Origin of the sequence: Nitrospira sp. ND1 (genome assembly GCF_900170025.1) — a bacterium.
In the GTDB taxonomy this organism is placed as follows: domain Bacteria; phylum Nitrospirota; class Nitrospiria; order Nitrospirales; family Nitrospiraceae; genus Nitrospira_A.
The window spans coordinates 1082875-1097757 of sequence record NZ_FWEX01000006.1 but is presented as its reverse complement, the minus strand read 5'-3'; the positions used below and the strand labels follow the sequence as shown (position 1 = coordinate 1097757).

The window sequence follows — 14883 nt, the reverse complement described above, 5'->3', positions numbered from 1 at the left end:
GGGCGTCCGATTCGCAGGTTGTATGAAATGTGGGTGCTTCATGGCGCCGAATTATCGCCCCGGCTGACCTGATAGGGACTGGAGGTACCACACCAGATCCCATGTAGCTTCTTCCTGTCCGGCAAATTGATCGGCATAGGCAGGCATGGGGGTGCCGTCGAGTCCGCTCATGATGCTTCGATAGAGATCGTGAGGCGTCGCCCCGTTTTTGAATGAGGATGGATCGGTCAGGTCCGTGGCGGTGATGGGAAGGTTGTGGGCGTCCCGCAGGTGCCCGGCCTTCGATTCCGGTCCATCACCTGCACCGTTGTCCCCGTGGCAGGTCCGACACTCGTACTTGGCGTACAGCGCCCGGCCGTTTGTGATTCCATTCCCGGAGGGAAGGGGCGGCGGAGAGGGGAGCGCGATCGGCGTCGGCTGTTCCTGCTCGAACGCCGGATTCAACGATTTGAGATAGGCGATGACCTGCCATCGTTCCTGCTCGTTCAAGGATCGGTACGACGGCATGAAGCCGGGAATACCCTGTGTGATGGTTCTGAAAAGGTCCTGATCCGTGGGCAGTTCACCCGAGGGGGTGCTTCGAAATTTGTAGCTCTCCGCGGTGAAGTCGCGAGGACGAGGGGCTGCGTAGCGACCGATGGACCAGCCGGATGGCCCGTCCCCTTTCCCTTCGCTGCCATGGCACCAGGCGCAGGCCCGATCATAGATTCGATGCCCCTCTGTAATGGTATCCCGCCCGTCCTTCGGCAGTAGCGCCTGCGCGGTCGTGGCGCAGAAGCCCGTCACGATGAGGATCGCAAGATATCGGAGTACATGGCGATGCATGATTCTTCCCGGTCTAGTAAGAGATATCGATTCCCACAAAAACTGCATGTCTCAGGTTGTGGGCTGCCGCATTGCCCTCTTCTGCACGACGCAAATTGAGGTCGTGTCGGGCGTAAACGGCCACATTCGAGCGTAGGTAGTGCTTGAGTTGCATGCCGGCGAAACTCTGGGATGTGCGCTGGGTCAGATCTCCCCCGGCATCCATGTTGTCGTACCGTAGCGAGAGCAGGGTTCGGTTCGTGACGTAGGCATCCAGCGCGACGGTCACTCCGCTGGCGGTGGTGTCGAAATTGCTCAAGGCCGCTGTTGGGACATGCTTGATTCGATCCAGTGTGTACATCCCATGGAAATCCAGCATCTTGTAGCGTAGGTGCGCGGCGGCGCCGTAGCGATTCCAATTCACATCGACAGTGCGTGTGCCGTCGAACACGGTGGCATTGCTGTTTCCGAGATAGGCAAATCCCGAAAGGCTTGCTGAAAAGTTGGCCGAGCGGGCGTAATCAAGGCGGATGGCGCCATAAAAATCTTTGCCTTTGTTGGAATCTCCAAAGCCCTCGTTCGAGCCGTTCAGCATACCGACCTGATACATGAACCAGTCGCCGAACGGACGCCCGCGAACTTCGATGCCGGTTTCCGCCACTGCGTTGTAGAGCGAGGGAGCATAGGGGGAAATGACGGCTCCGGAGCGATCGCGCAGACCGTAGAATTTAGCGGCTGTGGCAAGCGGGAAGAGCCCTGCCCGCTGGACCGCATCGGTGGAGGAATTTGTGCTCTCACCGATAAATTCGAGTTGTTGCCGGAGGGTGGAAAAGGAGAATACGGCCGAAGGATCGAGTTTCCCGATGCGGATGTTGGCGATATTCTCACCTCCAACATTGTTGAAAGTAATGAAGGCTCGCTCGATTCCTGTTGCCCCTTCTTCGAGATTGGATTCCAGCTCGGCAAAAAACCCGATATTTCTGCTCAATGTGCCGGCGGTGAATAGGCTGAACACTTCCGGAAATCCGAGCTCGCTCTTGTTTTGGACCGTGCCGGATTCTGCCCTCGGCGGATTCTGCTGCTTGAAATTGTGGGCGCGCAGGACGTTTCCACGGAGCCGGACACCTGTGTAGTTCGCAAAATCATCCAGGCTGAGGTCGCCGAGATTCTTCTTTCCTGTGATGCCTCCATCTTCGGTTCCCGGAAGCTGATAGCCGTTTTCAAGGAACCGCTCACCGAATGTATTGAGCTGTGGTGGAGCCGTGTGGCATGTCGTGCAGTTCAATGCGTATTTCCGCGCAAAGGCGGGGATAGCTTCTGCGGTTTGAACCGACATGTCGTTGGTTCCCGATATCACAACGAAGAGCCCTACCGCCGCCTGAACGATGGTTGTTCCCATGGAGTGCGTGCGCAAGGCGGTGTCCTTTTCCTGCTCGATAGCGACCTTGTTGCGACGCACGGGTAGCCTGTGCCGACCCATGCCGCACCCTGACTGTCTGATGTCGGTGGATTTTGAGTGGGACTTTAGGCGGTTTCAGTGAGAAACATTGGTAATGCGTAGCGCGCAGGGAGCTGCCGCAGTGTTACTGGGATAGTTGCGATGGGTGTGCTGGTGATGAGGTGAAGCGGGATAAGTAGCCCGTCGACGGCGTAAAGTGGAGGCTGTTGAGTAGGCAATTTATGCCGGATATTTTGCTTCGATTACGCTCCGCAGTCCCCCACGAGCAGCAAATTCACCGGTTACCGTGGCCTTGATGGGTCGACAGGCTCGTACGATGTCCTGGAGGATGCGGTTGACGGCATTCTCGTAGAAAATTCCTACATTTCTGTAGGCATGGATGTACGTTTTGAGAGCCTTCAGCTCGAGGCAATGCTTGTCTGGTTTATAGTGAAGGGTGATAGTTCCGAAGTCCGGCAGGTTGGTCTTGGGGCAAATGGCTGTGTACTCTGGGATGACGATTGTAATTTCGTATCCCTTATATTGATTGGGGAATGTCTCAATGTCGGGTAGAGGAGCAGAGATTCCACTCTTGGCGTGCCGCTCGTTGTATCCCAGCTTTGTCGTTGCCCTAGCTGGCTTCCGCTTTTTACTGCCTTTCGCCGTCACCCGCTCCCCCCACCTTCTTGTTGTCAGACTTGCTTCATCCACTCCAGCTGGCCCAGTTCGTTCAATTTATTGTAGAGCGTGACCCACGGACAGGTCATTTCCGGGTAGACCTCACAGAATCCACCTTTGCGGACGCCTCCGCAGGGGCCATGGCTCATGAATTTTGGGCACTCGGCCTTGAGCGAGCCATCCGGAATTGGTGGTCGCTTGTGCACCCCTCCCGCATGCTGCTCGCCATGTTCTTCTCCCGGGACCAGTACTCGTATAGGCATAGGCGGAGTGTAGACCGAAACGCGTTAAGCAACAATGTTTACCCGCTTCTCGGGTGAACTGCAACTGAATTGCGTGACAGATCGGACTTGCAGAGGAGTAAAATCTTCGCGTTCAAGCGGATTTAGGGCCAAGGGCCTAGCACGGGTATCTCTACTAGGCCTTCTTTCGTCTGGTGTGGGCCTTCTGCAAAGTTGCAATGCTTTTGTGGACTCTATAGACTCGCCATTGTCCTGAAGTGATGGGATCTTTTGCTTTTGCCGTGCTGGTTGCGATTGACAGATTTTTTCGGGCTTTGTTACACTCGGCGACTACACGAAGTAAGAAGACTAACATTCCGTTCCGTGTCAGGAGCACAGTTCGGTGTTTAGTCCAATATGACGTCAAGATAATCTGCACCTGGCTTTTTCTGGCCGCTGTTGTTGGTCCGAACAAAGTCCTCAGCTTATAAAAGGGAGGGAGTCCTTATGAGCCTTGATTACGTCAAGTTTTCAAGCGGCTTTGAAAAGTTCATGCCGAAAGAATATCGGGACATGGTTGAGCATGGTCCTTTCGGCAAAAAGGTGTCCGTTTCACAGATGGGCTCCTTCAAAGAAGTGCTTGAAGAGCACCCCATGTGTGCCGGTTGTGCGATGACCCTCTTTATCCGACTCGCCATGATTGCCTTCCCCAATCCAGAAGATACTATCACTGTTGGAACAGCCGGTTGCGGGCGCTTGGCGATTTCGCAAGCCGCCATCCCATTCGTCTACGGCAACTATGGTGACCAGAATGGTGTGGCTAGCGGGTTGTCCCGTGGCTTGCGCCTTCGTTTTGGCGATAAGCCGAAAGATGTGGTTGTCATGGCGGGTGACGGCGGTACGGCTGATATTGGATTTCAGCAGGTCCTCCACTCCTGGTTCCGTAAGGAACGGTTCACCACGATCATGCTAGACAATGAAGTGTATGGGAACACCGGCGGGCAGGAGAGCGGCATGACGAATCGCGGCGCCGTGCTCAAGATGGCTCCGTTGGGGAAGAAGTTTGAGAAGATGGATATGCTGCAGATGGCGAAGGTTGCGGGCTGCGCCTACGTCGCGACGGTGGTGCCGAACAATCCTCGCCGTGTTGAGAGCGTCATTAAGAAAGCCGTGTTGATCGCCAGAGAGGTGGGATCGACTTACATTCAGGCGTACACGTCCTGCAACATTGAGTATGCCATTCCGACCGACAAGGTCATGGAAGACGCGAAGAACGTTGAAAACGATCGCTATCAGTTCTCCGAATATATTACCGACGAGGCGAAGCAATTTCTTACGGAACGGTATGGCTACAAGGAATTTCTCCCGAAGCCGGCTGCTCCCGCTCCTGGGCTTCCGAAAGCCTGAGCAACGTTTAAGGAGGATTGAGCATGGCGAAACGTTTCAACATTCGGATGGCGGGTGTGGGTGGCCAGGGGGTTGTGACCGGCTCGCACATCCTGAGTACTGCGGTGATTAATGCCGGTGGGGAAAGTACGATAGTTCCATTCTACGGATCAGAAAAGCGCATGGCTCCGGTGGAGAGTTATGTGCGAGTATCAGACGAGCCCATCTACGAAATCGGAGAGATTACCTTCCCGCACATCATTATCATTTTCCATCCACAGGTCATTACTCACGGAAAATCGTATACGATGCCGTTTTACTTCGGATTGAAGGAAGACGGCATCGCGTTGATCAATAATGATGGTCCGATGAAGCTTCATCGGGATCAGGCTCGTGAGTTAGAAGAGCGTCGTGCAAGGCTTTACTATTTTCCCGCTACTAAGCTATCCCTCGAAGTGGCGGGCATGGACTTGTGCACGAATATGGCCTTGATGGGTTGCATCGGAGCGATCACCGGGTTGACTACTGTTGAAGCGCTGGAGCAGTCGGTAAAGGATCGGTTCCTTGGTAAAGGATTTGTGGTCTCCGGAGGAACCGCGGCCCTGGACAGTGTCGTCGAGCGAAAATTTAAAAAGAAGCAGGAGTTGATCGACAAGAATGTCGCGGTTATTCAGGCCGGCTGGAACTACGCAGTCGACCACGGTTGGGCTGCACCGACGGTCAAACGGTCGGAAATCCGTGCGACTGTGAGCGCCTAACCAGGATTTAGTACGAAGGAGTTCCAATGTATTTAGTCGCCCATATCGATGTTGAAATTTGTGCCTCGAAGAGCTGTAAGCTCTGTACTCAGTATTGTCCTGAGGCTAATACCATTCAGTATAGCGAGGAGATGGGGAAAGAGAAGGGCTTTAAGTACGGGTCTGCATACGTGGCTGTAGATCGTTGTAAAGGATGCGCGCAATGTGTGTGGGTCTGCGACAACATGGCGAAGAACAATGCTATTAAAATGATCATGATTGATCAATTACCGATGGCTGCGTTGACCGATAACATCACATATAGCGATAAGAGTACGACAGCGGTCTTGGCGAGCCCAGTAGTCGGGTAAGCGTAAGAAAGGGGAGTGGGCGTGGGAATGACGCAAGATACAAGAGAGAGAATTATCGTGCCGGGGCCAGCCGGATTCCATCCTCCATCAGCAGCTCAATTAGGGGTCGCGCTGCCTGATCCAGGCGAAGGACTGTACTATGGGCTGCTGGAACCTAACGAAGACATAGTGATTGAAGAGATGGCTCGGAAAATGCTGACAAGCCCGAATGCAACGATTTTTCCGGGACCTCTCGTCTTGTGGGCTTGGAATAACCATGCTGTCGAGAAGGCGAAGGCTGTATTGGAAATTGCGGCACAGATCCCTGAGGTGATGATTATTCCCATGCCGGATTATCGCCCCAAGTACCCCAAAATTGACCCTGAAGAGGTCATCAATCCCAATCACCCCAATCTCACGATCTGGGGCAACAAGATTGAGGCCTGTATTTTCATCGGCGTTCACTGTCACTATGCCAATCTTACGCTGAAAATGATTCGTGCAGGGACGAACTGCTGCACCATGGCCATTTGTGCTGAGCAGGGGCATGAGGACGCCATGCTGACAATTCGCGATTCGGACACGTTGAAATTGAAGAGAACAGCGCAAATCTTCAAGAAGGTCCGTGAGGAAATGGGCATTAAGTTGCCGGATAACGGCGAGAACGTGCGATTCACCGGAACTCAGTCCAAGGTCCATAATGGGAAGACGCATACGAATCCTATGACCTTTATGCCTACCGCTGCAGGCGCAGGCAGCGCGGCTACATTTGGCCACTCAGCTGAGCAGATGAAGCGGGAAGGCTAAGGTTTTAGGCTAAGGCGATACAGTCAAGAGGTGCAACGATGAGCGAAGCATTGGAACCCAAACAAAAGACCAATCCAGAGGGCGACCCTACTACGAGTGTGTCGGCTCCGAAGGCCGAGACCAAGAAGGATCCGCACGCGGATGCAAAGCGGCAGAAAGTTGTCACTCCTGAGTATATGTTCCTGGAAGCTCCTCGCACGAAGGAGTTCATCACTGGCAGCGAGGCCGCAAAAGAGGCTATTCGCCGCTCAAACGTCGATCTTGCCATTGCGTACCCCATTACCCCTCAAAGTGAAACTATGCAGTTGGTCGGTGTGTTGTATGGTGAAGGGTACGTCAAGGAGTACTACCGTGGCGAAGAAGAGGTCGGCGTCATGGCGGCTATCGCCGGCGGGTCACGGGCGGGAGTGCGGTGTTATACTGCAACGGCGGGTCCAGGGACGCTGAGAGGGCTGGAGGGGATTGCTTCTTGGCCGGGGCATCGGTTGCCAGTCGTGGCCATGTTCACTTGCCGAGTGGTGAACGCACCGTTGGCCATTCAACCTGACAATATCGAAGTTTCTTATCTGCTCAATTGCGGCATGATTGTGTTCCATGCCGAAAATCAGCAGGACATGTACGACTTCACGTTGGCTGGGTTTATTATCAGCGAGAAGAATGATGTGACCCTCCCCGTCGGCGTGTGCTGCGATGGGTTTTTTGTGACGCATGCTCGTGGCTATGTGCGTATGCAAGATCGTGGGATGAAGCTTCCCCCACGCGAACCTTGGCGTGGGGCGGTGCCGGTGCTTGATGCTGAGAATCCTCCGGCACGACTCTCTCGCGATGCTCCCGTTCAGAAGTCCAATTTCATGGCCTACAACATTCACGCGGTGTGGCAGCAGGAAGTGTGGGCTGCCGTGGAGCGTTCCCGTAAATACATCAACCAGTACATGGGTGGACTACTCACGGCGGAGAATGTGGATGATGCGGAGGCGGTTATTATCGCTTCAGGTAGTGCGGCCGCTCAATCACGTGAAGCGGTTCGTATTTGCGCCGAAAAAGGCATTAAGATCGGACTGATCAAGATCCGATCGCTCCGCCCATTCCCGACTCAGGAGTTGCGCAAACTCTGCGGGAAGGCCAAATTAATTGTTGTGCCTGAATTCAACTATGTCGGATGGTTAGCAAAAGAAGTGGCAACCGCTATTTACGGTTTCTCAAATGCCAAGATTATCGGTGGCCCGAGAGTGTACGGTGGGCAGTCCATGCCGGTGGAATTGATCGTGGACGAAGTCGAGTCCGGTCTGACCGGAAAGAAGTCCACGAACGTTGCGATTTCACAAGTTATGGGCGCATCAGCTGCTGACCATGAGGCCATGGGGCATTTCATGCGCAGCATTTAGGCCGAGAAGTAACGTCAGGGTAGAAACAGCAGGGCCCGTTCGGTTATACCGAACGGGCCCTGTGTATTTAGGGAGATGCTTGAGTGCGGCTCCTCAGCCCTGAAGATCCTCCTCGACTAGATCAGGGCTTTCCGGCATCCCGTGAGCAACGTACTTGGCGTAGGATAGGTAAATCGATGCGCTATCGCGCATGGCTTTGGTGCCGTTGGCCATACGGTGCAGCTTGTCTGAGCCAGGGGCTTCAGTCTTACGGAGATGATCGACATGGTCATGCAGGACAAGCGTGAAGCGCTCCATGGCCATCTCCACTTCCAGATATGCTTGCAAAATAGGGTCAGTCATGTGAAGTGCTCCTTCTCTCATGAGAATACCCCAGCCTGCTCGGGGGGGTCAACCGAGGGTTCGTCTATGTACCAACTATCATCGGCAGTTTTGAGTGCTATCACGAAGGTGGCCAAAGTAAATCTCCTTGAGCACTCGGAGGGGCCATCCCAATCAATAATTAAGGCGGTGTCGGGACTTTCAGAAATGTTTACACGAAATGGGCAGGTGGGAAGCAGGGTTTACTTCGAGGACCCTCAGTTGTGTGCCGGTTACTTGGTCTACTATCTGCCTGTTAATCTCGCCAAAGTGCAGATACTCTTGGACGAACTGCAGCCGGTGCTTCCCGTCGCTCAGGACCAGGATTTTCGAGTATTGGACCTCGGTGGCGGGCCTGGAACAGGCGTCCTGGGAGTGCTCGATTGGTGCCTTTCAAAGTCTGCGAGGCCGCCGTCTACCCTCCGTATGATAGCCGTTGATCGTTCACCTCATGTCTTAAGGGTGTCTACTGATATTTGGCGGGCGTATTCCGAACAGCAGCGGGATCAGTCCATCCCACCGTTGAACACCGTGGAGTGTAACCTCGAACGTTCCCTGCCCTCCGCTATCCGTGACGGCGGTGGCGTGAATGGTTACCAGCTTATTATTGTTCAGAATCTTCTATCAGAGTTATTCGTGGGGAGTATGGATTCCGTGGGACAACGGACTGCGTTGATAGGGGAACTCCTGAATTACTTGGCCCCTGAAGGGAGTCTAATGCTTATCGAGCCAGCCACGCGGCCTGCTTCTCGGGAACTGCACCAGGTGCGAGACAACCTTCTGGCAGGGCGGCACTGTTCTGTCTATGCTCCCTGTCTCCATGACGCGCCCTGTTCTGCGTTAGTTAAGCCGGACGATTGGTGCCATGAAGAGCGGAAGTGGGAGAATCCGGCCTGGATTGCCCAAGTGGATCGACGAGTCGGACTTATCAAGGATGCGCTCAAATTTTCCTATGTGATTTTTCGCAAGGACGGAAAAACGCTCGTGCCACGAGATCCGGACTACCACCGCGTGGTGAGTGAGTTGCGCGTGATGAAAGGCGAAAAACGGGTTTGGTTGTGCGATCAAACGGGGAGGTCGGAGATTGGACGCCAGGACAAGGAAAGCTCAATGTCGAACACTGCCTTTGATGGCTGGCATCGCGGGGCCATCATTCGGGTGAGCGACATTGTCAGAAAGGAGCGAAAAGGGCGACCGGCTATGGTGGGCCGGATTATCTCGTCCGGCACCGTGGAGATCGTTCGCTCTGCGTGAAGATCTAGTCCGCCTCAGGTTCTGAGGAACCGTGCTGATGGGATACTCGATCTTCGTCGAAGAGTTCGGCCATTTCCGCTGCAATCATGTCCCGATCGTTTGGAACTGAAATAAGCGGAATTTCCCTCCGGGGCTTCGTTTCAGTCTGAGTGACCGGAGTAGGATTTTTCTGGGAGTCTGGCTTTTGTGTGGTGCTCATAATAAGCTTAGTATACATGAAACTGCGCTCGGAAGGGTTACTCAAACGCTTCCAATGAAGAGCGTTCAGGGAACTGTGTTTGGCAGGCGTTGCAGGTGACGAAATAGATCGCCTCGCGGACGGACATGGTGATCCGAAAGTCCAAGGTCACGCCTCGATGCTGGCAGTTTGGGCAAGAAATCTCTTTTAGGCGATAGGGTACATCCGGTTGAGTCCGAAGGTAAAACTCCATATCTGTGTAGACGGGAAAATTGTACCGACATTTCAAGCAGACCGCCCGACATTCCCCATCTGGCTGCAATGTGCGCCGGTCGACGCCAAAGGTATTGGTCTTACAGATTGCGCACTGGACACTCGCCAGCCGTTTTTCTACCGCTTCAAGCGACGTGTGAGCCATCAATTCCTCCTCGAATAGCGGAGTTGAGTATACGCACCGGCTTCAGTGATGTTCAACCGCCTTGTCCGAATTCCGAGGATTCACTTGACCGGAAGCACGCGCCCCCTATACTAACGACACGATGCACATGATAAACAAACGTCTTCTGGTCGGCAATGCCGATGACGCCAGGAATCCTCCCCCCCAGGTAAACGCCGTTCTCATGGTGGCTGAAGAACAAAATGTGACAGTTCCCTCCCGGGTTATCTATGCCAAGATTCCGCTCAAGGAGTTTGGTGAGCCGGCAGCGTCTGCATTATATGAGGCTGTGGAATGGATTGCGGCACATATGGCAGACAATCGGTTGATGGTGTGTTGTCGGGTTGGCATGGGTCGGTCGGTGTCAGTGGTAATTGCCTATCTATGTTGTGTCGAGGGAATGGCCTATGCCGATGCGGTGAAGCTTGTGTTGACCAGGCGTCCAGGCGGCATGCCGTTGCCGCGCCTCCGAGAAACGATTCAGGATGTTTGTCGCCGCCGGCAAACCCAAGTGAATTCATCAACGTCTTAGAAGCTGCGCTGTCAGGGACATTCCGATTTGTCCTTCTTCGTCAGTTCCTCATCCCTCTCCGGACGCTCTCGTTATAGTCATCCAAATTGATGTCTCCTGGACTATCTCAGGTCGGAGTTGCATTTTGCCTCGGCCCCATGGCGTAATTTGCCTTCAGTAGGTTCTCTCTGCCACCTCGAGAATGCTCGATGCCTGAATTGCCAGAAGCCGAAGTCGCCGCGCGTCAATTGCGCGAACGGGTCGTCGGAGCTACAGTCCGTGATTGCTGGATTGGCCGTGAGGACATCGTGCGAGAAGGGTTGCCTTCTCTGGAGCAGTATCGTCAGGCCAAAATTACAGGGGTCGAGCGGAAGGGGAAAAGCGTGATTCTTCACTTTCTCTGCGGCAAGGAGCCGAGATTTCTCGTCGCAGAGTTAGGTATGACCGGATTGTTGCTGTTCCGATCCACCTTGACCAAGCACCCCCAACATACCCACTTTATCCTGCACCTCGATGGTTGTTGTGAGCCTGATATCAGATATTGGAATCCGCGGCGGTTTGGTCGCTTATCGCTGCTTGACTGGGCGGGACTGGATCGATATGTCGCTCGCCGGTTCGGCCATGATCCCCTTACGATTAGTCATGAGCAATTCCTGCGTGTGCTCCGGGCGACACGGAGTCGGCTAAAGTCTCTCCTGATGCGTCAACAGGTCATCGCAGGGATCGGCAACATCTATGCAAATGAGATCCTCTTCCGTTCCCGCCTCCATCCCAATCAGCCGTCGAATTCGATTCCAGGGAAGTCGATCACGCGGTTGCATCAAGTCATGGGGGAGGTGTTACGGGAAGCCATCGCCATGGGTGGGTCGAGTGTGCGGGATTATTTTGCGCCGGATGGGACCGAAGGCCAGTACAAGCGCAGGCATCTGGTGTATGCCAAAGCCGGGGAGCCCTGCCCGAATGCCTGCGGTGCTGTGATCTGTCGTTCTATCGGCGAACGAAGTTCGTTTTACTGTCCCACATGCCAGCGAAACGGGCGTCGGCGCGCCACAAGGCCTGAATAGTCTCGCTAACCCCAAACCTTGAAGCGTCGGAAACAATAATAACGTTATCAATTATTTATGGTGATGAATCTTCAGTGCTCATTATGGTAGGACTTCTGTGCTCGCAGCTTGGGCCTTTTGGAGGATTGAGCTAATCAGCAGAATTCGGTACTCTACCGCTCCGTTTCTCTGCCCTATCACACACCAAGGAGTCGTCAATCATGGCGAAAGTGCTGGAAGGTCCCGGGATGGGGCTGATGAAGAAGTGGGGAATCAGTGTTCCCAACTATGTGGTCGTCACCTCCGTAGACGAGTTGACCAGGCTGGGTCAAGCCAATGAGTGGTTGAAGAAGTCCAAGCTTGTTGCGAAGGCACACGAGGCTCTCGGGTCGCGCTTCAAGTTGGGGCTGGTGAAGATCGATCTGGACTTCAAGGCGGCTGAAGCTGCCACTAAAGAGATGATTGGCCGTCAGGTCGGCAGCATCACCGTGACTCAGGTGATTGTCTCTGAGATGATCCCGCACAAGGAAGAGTATTATTGCGCGGTCAAATCAACGCGCGAAGGCAGTGAGATCCTGGTTGCCAATTGTGGCGGGATCGAAGTCGAATCAAATTGGGAACGTGTTAAGCGGTTGTGTCTTGAGATCGGACAAGCTCCTTCTCCTGAATCCCTCGAAAAACTGTCGAAAGAGGCAGGATTTGGCGGGCCGCTCACGAAGAAGATGGCTGAGTTTGCAGGAAAAATGTTTGCCTGCTTCGACAGTGAAGATGCGCAGTATCTCGAGGTGAATCCGGTCGTCCTTCGTGCCGCCGATGAAGAGCTGGTGGCGCTTGATGCCGTGACATTGCTCGACGGCGATGCCAAATTTAGACATCCGGACTGGAACTTCGCTTTTGCGGCGGAATTTGGCCGTGCCTATTCCAAGCAAGAGCTCGAGGTGATGGCTGTCGACAGCAAGATTAAAGGCTCAGTTAAATTTATAGAAATTCCTGGTGGGGATACAGCGATGTTGCCGGCGGGCGGTGGTGCCAGCGTGTACTACTCCGACGCGGTCGTGGCGCGTGGCGGCAAGTTGGCCAACTATGCCGAATACTCCGGTGATCCACCCGATTGGGCCGTCGAGGTCCTCACGGAAAAGGTCTGTTCTCTGCCGGGAATCCGGAACATCATCGTTGGTGGTGCGATCGCCAATTTCACCGACGTGAAGAAGACGTTCGGAGGGATCATCAACGGCTTCAGGAAGGCGAAGTCCGAAGGGAAGTTGAAGAGCGTAAAGATTTGGGTGCGTCGCGGTGGGCCGCGGGAAAAAGAGGGGCTTGATGCGATGCGCGCGTTGAAAGAAGAAGGCTTTGACATCAATGTCTTCGACCGCAATACACCGCTCACCGACATTGTCGACAAGGCACTCCAAGCGAAGTAGCCTGCCGCCTATGACCAACCGAAGATAAGGGGAGATCCCGAGATGAGTATTCTGGCAAACAAAGACACCCGTGTGGTGATCCAGGGTGGTCAAGCCGGTGTCAACGCTGCCCGCCGCATGGCCGAGTTCTGTTATCTCATTAAACGTCCGCTCAACGTTGAGGCGTTTGTCTATCCACCCGATGCCGGCAAGAGCAATGAGATCCCATACGGCAGCGGTCTGATCGCCATTCCGGTCTACAAGTCCATTGCTGAAGCCACCAAGCACCATCCGACCCTGAATACCAGTCTCGTGTACATTGGCGCAGACCGTGCGATGAAGGGCGGTATTGAGGCGCTGGACGATTCTCATATCAAGGTGGTCTCAATGATCACCGAGGGCGTGCCGGAAAAAGATGCCAAGATTCTTGGCGCTCATGCGCGCAAGTTGGGGAAGGTCTTTAACGGTCCCTCATCCATTGGCATCATCTCCGCCGGAGCATGCCGGCTTGGCGTGATTGGCGGTGCGTTCGACAATCTTGTTCTATCCAAGCTTTATCGCGAAGGATCGTTCGGTGTCATCACCAAGTCCGGCGGTCTCTCGAACGAAATCATCTGGATCTGCTCTCAGTTTGCCGACGGGATCACGACGGCCATCGGTATTGGCGGCGATGCCTATCCTGGAACCGATTATGTCAGTTATCTCGAGATGTTCGAAAACGATCCGCAAACGAAGGCGGTTGTCATCGTCGGCGAAATGGGCGGTGATCTCGAAGAGCGGGCTGCAGAATGGTATGGCGCGAAAAAGCGCCGGGTGAAGTTGATTGCCGTGGTCTCCGGATTTTGTCAGGAGAGTTTGCCGAAGGGGATGAAGTTCGGTCATGCCGGCGCGAAAGAGGGGATGAAGGGTGAAGGATCAGCTCGCTCCAAGTCCGATGCGCTGAAGAAAGCCGGCGCCCTCGTGCCGCCCACTTTTGGCGCCCTTGGTCCTGCCATCAAGGAAACCTATCAAGATCTCTTGAAGTCAGGCCAGATCAAGGAACCGGTCGAGCCGGCTACGTTGCCCCGGTTGCCAAAAACCATCGAAGAGGCGATGAAGGCTGACGAGGTCATGGTCTCGCCGCTGATCCGTACGACCATCAGCGATGACCGCGGCGATGAGCCCTGCTACGACGGTTATCCTGCCTCTGAGCTCATCAACAAAGGCTACGAAATTCCTCATGTTATCGGTCTTTTGTGGGACAAGCGGCTGATCTCGAAACAGGAAGCCGAAATCATTAAGCGCATCATGATGCTTTCCGCTGATCACGGCCCTTGTGTGAGCGGAGCATACGCGACAATCCTTGCGGCTTGTGCCGGGATCGGGCTGTCGCAATCAGTTGCCGCGGGCATGATTATGATTGGTCCGCGCTTCGGCGGTGCGGTTACTGATGCCGGGCGGTTCTTTAAGTATGCTGTCGATAACAAGATGTCGGTCGACGAATTCTTGGCCTACATGAAGAAAAACCATGGGCCGGTTCCAGGAATTGGTCATCGCGTGAAGAGTTTGCGCAACCCGGACAAGCGAGTGAAGGAATTGGTTGGGTACGTGAAGAGCTTGAATATTAAGACACCATGCCTGGACTTCGCACTGGAGGTGGAGAAAATTACCTCCGTGAAAAAGGATAATCTGATTCTGAACGTCGATGGGACCATGGCGGCCGTACTGGTCGATATCGGATTCCCTGTCGATAGCTTGAACGGGTTCTTCATTCTCTCGCGGACGATCGGATTGATCGGCCACTGGGTTGATCAAAAACGCCAGGATAGCCGGCTGATCCGTTTATTCGACTACCTTGTGAATTATGCGGCACCGAAGCGGCGGGAAGTTCCGCCATTGAAGTAAGACGACAATGG

At 54.2% G+C, this 14883-nt stretch carries 14 protein-coding genes; 9 read left to right on the top strand and 5 right to left on the bottom strand.

Going from position 1 to position 14883, the window contains the following annotated elements; all coding sequences use genetic code 11:
* Positions 1-51: 51 nt before the first annotated feature.
* From NSND_RS09860 to NSND_RS09845, 4 genes are all read right to left on the bottom strand, one after another.
* Complete coding sequence (locus NSND_RS09860; RefSeq protein ID WP_159450728.1) at positions 52-825, bottom strand: c-type cytochrome; 774 nt, start codon at positions 823-825, stop codon at positions 52-54.
* A gap of 13 nt (positions 826-838) precedes the next feature.
* Positions 839-2284, bottom strand: a complete 1446-nt coding sequence (locus tag NSND_RS09855; RefSeq protein WP_143833493.1) for a hypothetical protein — start codon at positions 2282-2284, stop codon at positions 839-841.
* Positions 2285-2482: 198 nt separating this feature from the next.
* Complete coding sequence (gene queF, locus NSND_RS09850; protein ID WP_080878844.1) at positions 2483-2911, bottom strand: preQ(1) synthase; 429 nt, start codon at positions 2909-2911, stop codon at positions 2483-2485.
* Positions 2912-2934: 23 nt separating this feature from the next.
* A complete protein-coding gene (locus NSND_RS09845) occupies positions 2935-3183 on the bottom strand; it encodes a methylenetetrahydrofolate reductase C-terminal domain-containing protein (RefSeq protein WP_013247414.1) in 249 nt (82 codons plus the stop codon).
* 465 nt (positions 3184-3648) lie between these two features.
* Here NSND_RS09845 and NSND_RS09840 point away from each other — a divergent pair, with 465 nt between their 5' ends.
* The 4 genes from NSND_RS09840 (at position 3649) to NSND_RS09820 (ending at position 7806) form a co-directional block, all read left to right on the top strand.
* Positions 3649-4548, top strand: a complete 900-nt coding sequence (locus NSND_RS09840) for a thiamine pyrophosphate-dependent enzyme (protein ID WP_013247415.1) — start codon at positions 3649-3651, stop codon at positions 4546-4548.
* A 23-nt stretch (positions 4549-4571) separates the two neighbouring features.
* A complete protein-coding gene (locus NSND_RS09835; protein WP_080878843.1) occupies positions 4572-5285 on the top strand; it encodes a 2-oxoacid:acceptor oxidoreductase family protein in 714 nt (237 codons plus the stop codon).
* A gap of 377 nt (positions 5286-5662) precedes the next feature.
* Positions 5663-6421 (top strand): carbon monoxide dehydrogenase beta subunit family protein, encoded by a 759-nt coding sequence (locus NSND_RS09825; protein WP_235000218.1) that lies wholly within the window; start codon positions 5663-5665, stop codon positions 6419-6421.
* 38 nt (positions 6422-6459) lie between these two features.
* Positions 6460-7806, top strand: a complete 1347-nt coding sequence (locus NSND_RS09820; protein ID WP_080878841.1) for a transketolase C-terminal domain-containing protein — start codon at positions 6460-6462, stop codon at positions 7804-7806.
* 93 nt (positions 7807-7899) lie between these two features.
* Here the strand turns inward: NSND_RS09820 and NSND_RS09815 are convergent, their stop codons facing one another.
* A complete protein-coding gene (locus tag NSND_RS09815) occupies positions 7900-8148 on the bottom strand; it encodes a hypothetical protein (protein ID WP_080878840.1) in 249 nt (82 codons plus the stop codon).
* Here NSND_RS09815 and NSND_RS09810 point away from each other — a divergent pair.
* The 5 genes from NSND_RS09810 to NSND_RS09785 all read left to right on the top strand — a co-directional run bounded on the left by NSND_RS09810 (position 8062) and on the right by NSND_RS09785 (position 14872).
* Complete coding sequence (locus NSND_RS09810) at positions 8062-9420, top strand: small ribosomal subunit Rsm22 family protein (RefSeq protein ID WP_080878839.1); 1359 nt, start codon at positions 8062-8064, stop codon at positions 9418-9420. The two genes, NSND_RS09815 and NSND_RS09810, sit on opposite strands and share 87 nt — an antisense overlap.
* A 723-nt stretch (positions 9421-10143) precedes the next feature.
* A complete protein-coding gene (locus tag NSND_RS09800) occupies positions 10144-10566 on the top strand; it encodes a protein-tyrosine phosphatase family protein (RefSeq protein WP_159450726.1) in 423 nt (140 codons plus the stop codon).
* Positions 10567-10754: 188 nt separating this feature from the next.
* Positions 10755-11609, top strand: a complete 855-nt coding sequence (gene mutM / locus NSND_RS09795; RefSeq protein WP_080878836.1) for a bifunctional DNA-formamidopyrimidine glycosylase/DNA-(apurinic or apyrimidinic site) lyase — start codon at positions 10755-10757, stop codon at positions 11607-11609.
* A 200-nt stretch (positions 11610-11809) separates the two neighbouring features.
* Positions 11810-13009 carry an ATP citrate lyase citrate-binding domain-containing protein gene (locus NSND_RS09790; protein WP_080878835.1) on the top strand — a complete coding sequence of 400 codons (1200 nt, stop codon included), beginning with the start codon at positions 11810-11812 and terminating at the stop codon, positions 13007-13009.
* A 42-nt stretch (positions 13010-13051) separates the two neighbouring features.
* The gene (locus tag NSND_RS09785) at positions 13052-14872 is read left to right on the top strand and encodes a citrate/2-methylcitrate synthase (protein ID WP_080878834.1); all 1821 of its coding nucleotides are present in this window, start codon (positions 13052-13054) and stop codon (positions 14870-14872) included.
* Positions 14873-14883 lie beyond the last annotated feature (11 nt).

Excerpts from the sequence above, each read along its gene's own strand:
- NSND_RS09860 (WP_159450728.1), bottom strand. The coding sequence starts at position 825 with ATGCATCGCCATGTACTCCGATATCTTGCGATCCTCATCGTGACGGGC.
- NSND_RS09855 (WP_143833493.1), bottom strand. The coding sequence starts at position 2,284 with ATGGGTCGGCACAGGCTACCCGTGCGTCGCAACAAGGTCGCTATCGAG.
- NSND_RS09845 (WP_013247414.1), bottom strand. The coding sequence starts at position 3,183 with ATGCCTATACGAGTACTGGTCCCGGGAGAAGAACATGGCGAGCAGCAT.
- NSND_RS09840 (WP_013247415.1), top strand. The coding sequence starts at position 3,649 with ATGAGCCTTGATTACGTCAAGTTTTCAAGCGGCTTTGAAAAGTTCATG.
- NSND_RS09835 (WP_080878843.1), top strand. The coding sequence starts at position 4,572 with ATGGCGAAACGTTTCAACATTCGGATGGCGGGTGTGGGTGGCCAGGGG.
- NSND_RS09825 (WP_235000218.1), top strand. The coding sequence starts at position 5,663 with ATGACGCAAGATACAAGAGAGAGAATTATCGTGCCGGGGCCAGCCGGA.
- NSND_RS09820 (WP_080878841.1), top strand. The coding sequence starts at position 6,460 with ATGAGCGAAGCATTGGAACCCAAACAAAAGACCAATCCAGAGGGCGAC.
- NSND_RS09810 (WP_080878839.1), top strand. The coding sequence starts at position 8,062 with ATGATCGACATGGTCATGCAGGACAAGCGTGAAGCGCTCCATGGCCAT.
- NSND_RS09815 (WP_080878840.1), bottom strand. The coding sequence starts at position 8,148 with ATGACTGACCCTATTTTGCAAGCATATCTGGAAGTGGAGATGGCCATG.
- NSND_RS09800 (WP_159450726.1), top strand. The coding sequence starts at position 10,144 with ATGATAAACAAACGTCTTCTGGTCGGCAATGCCGATGACGCCAGGAAT.
- mutM (WP_080878836.1), top strand. The coding sequence starts at position 10,755 with ATGCCTGAATTGCCAGAAGCCGAAGTCGCCGCGCGTCAATTGCGCGAA.
- NSND_RS09790 (WP_080878835.1), top strand. The coding sequence starts at position 11,810 with ATGGCGAAAGTGCTGGAAGGTCCCGGGATGGGGCTGATGAAGAAGTGG.
- NSND_RS09785 (WP_080878834.1), top strand. The coding sequence starts at position 13,052 with ATGAGTATTCTGGCAAACAAAGACACCCGTGTGGTGATCCAGGGTGGT.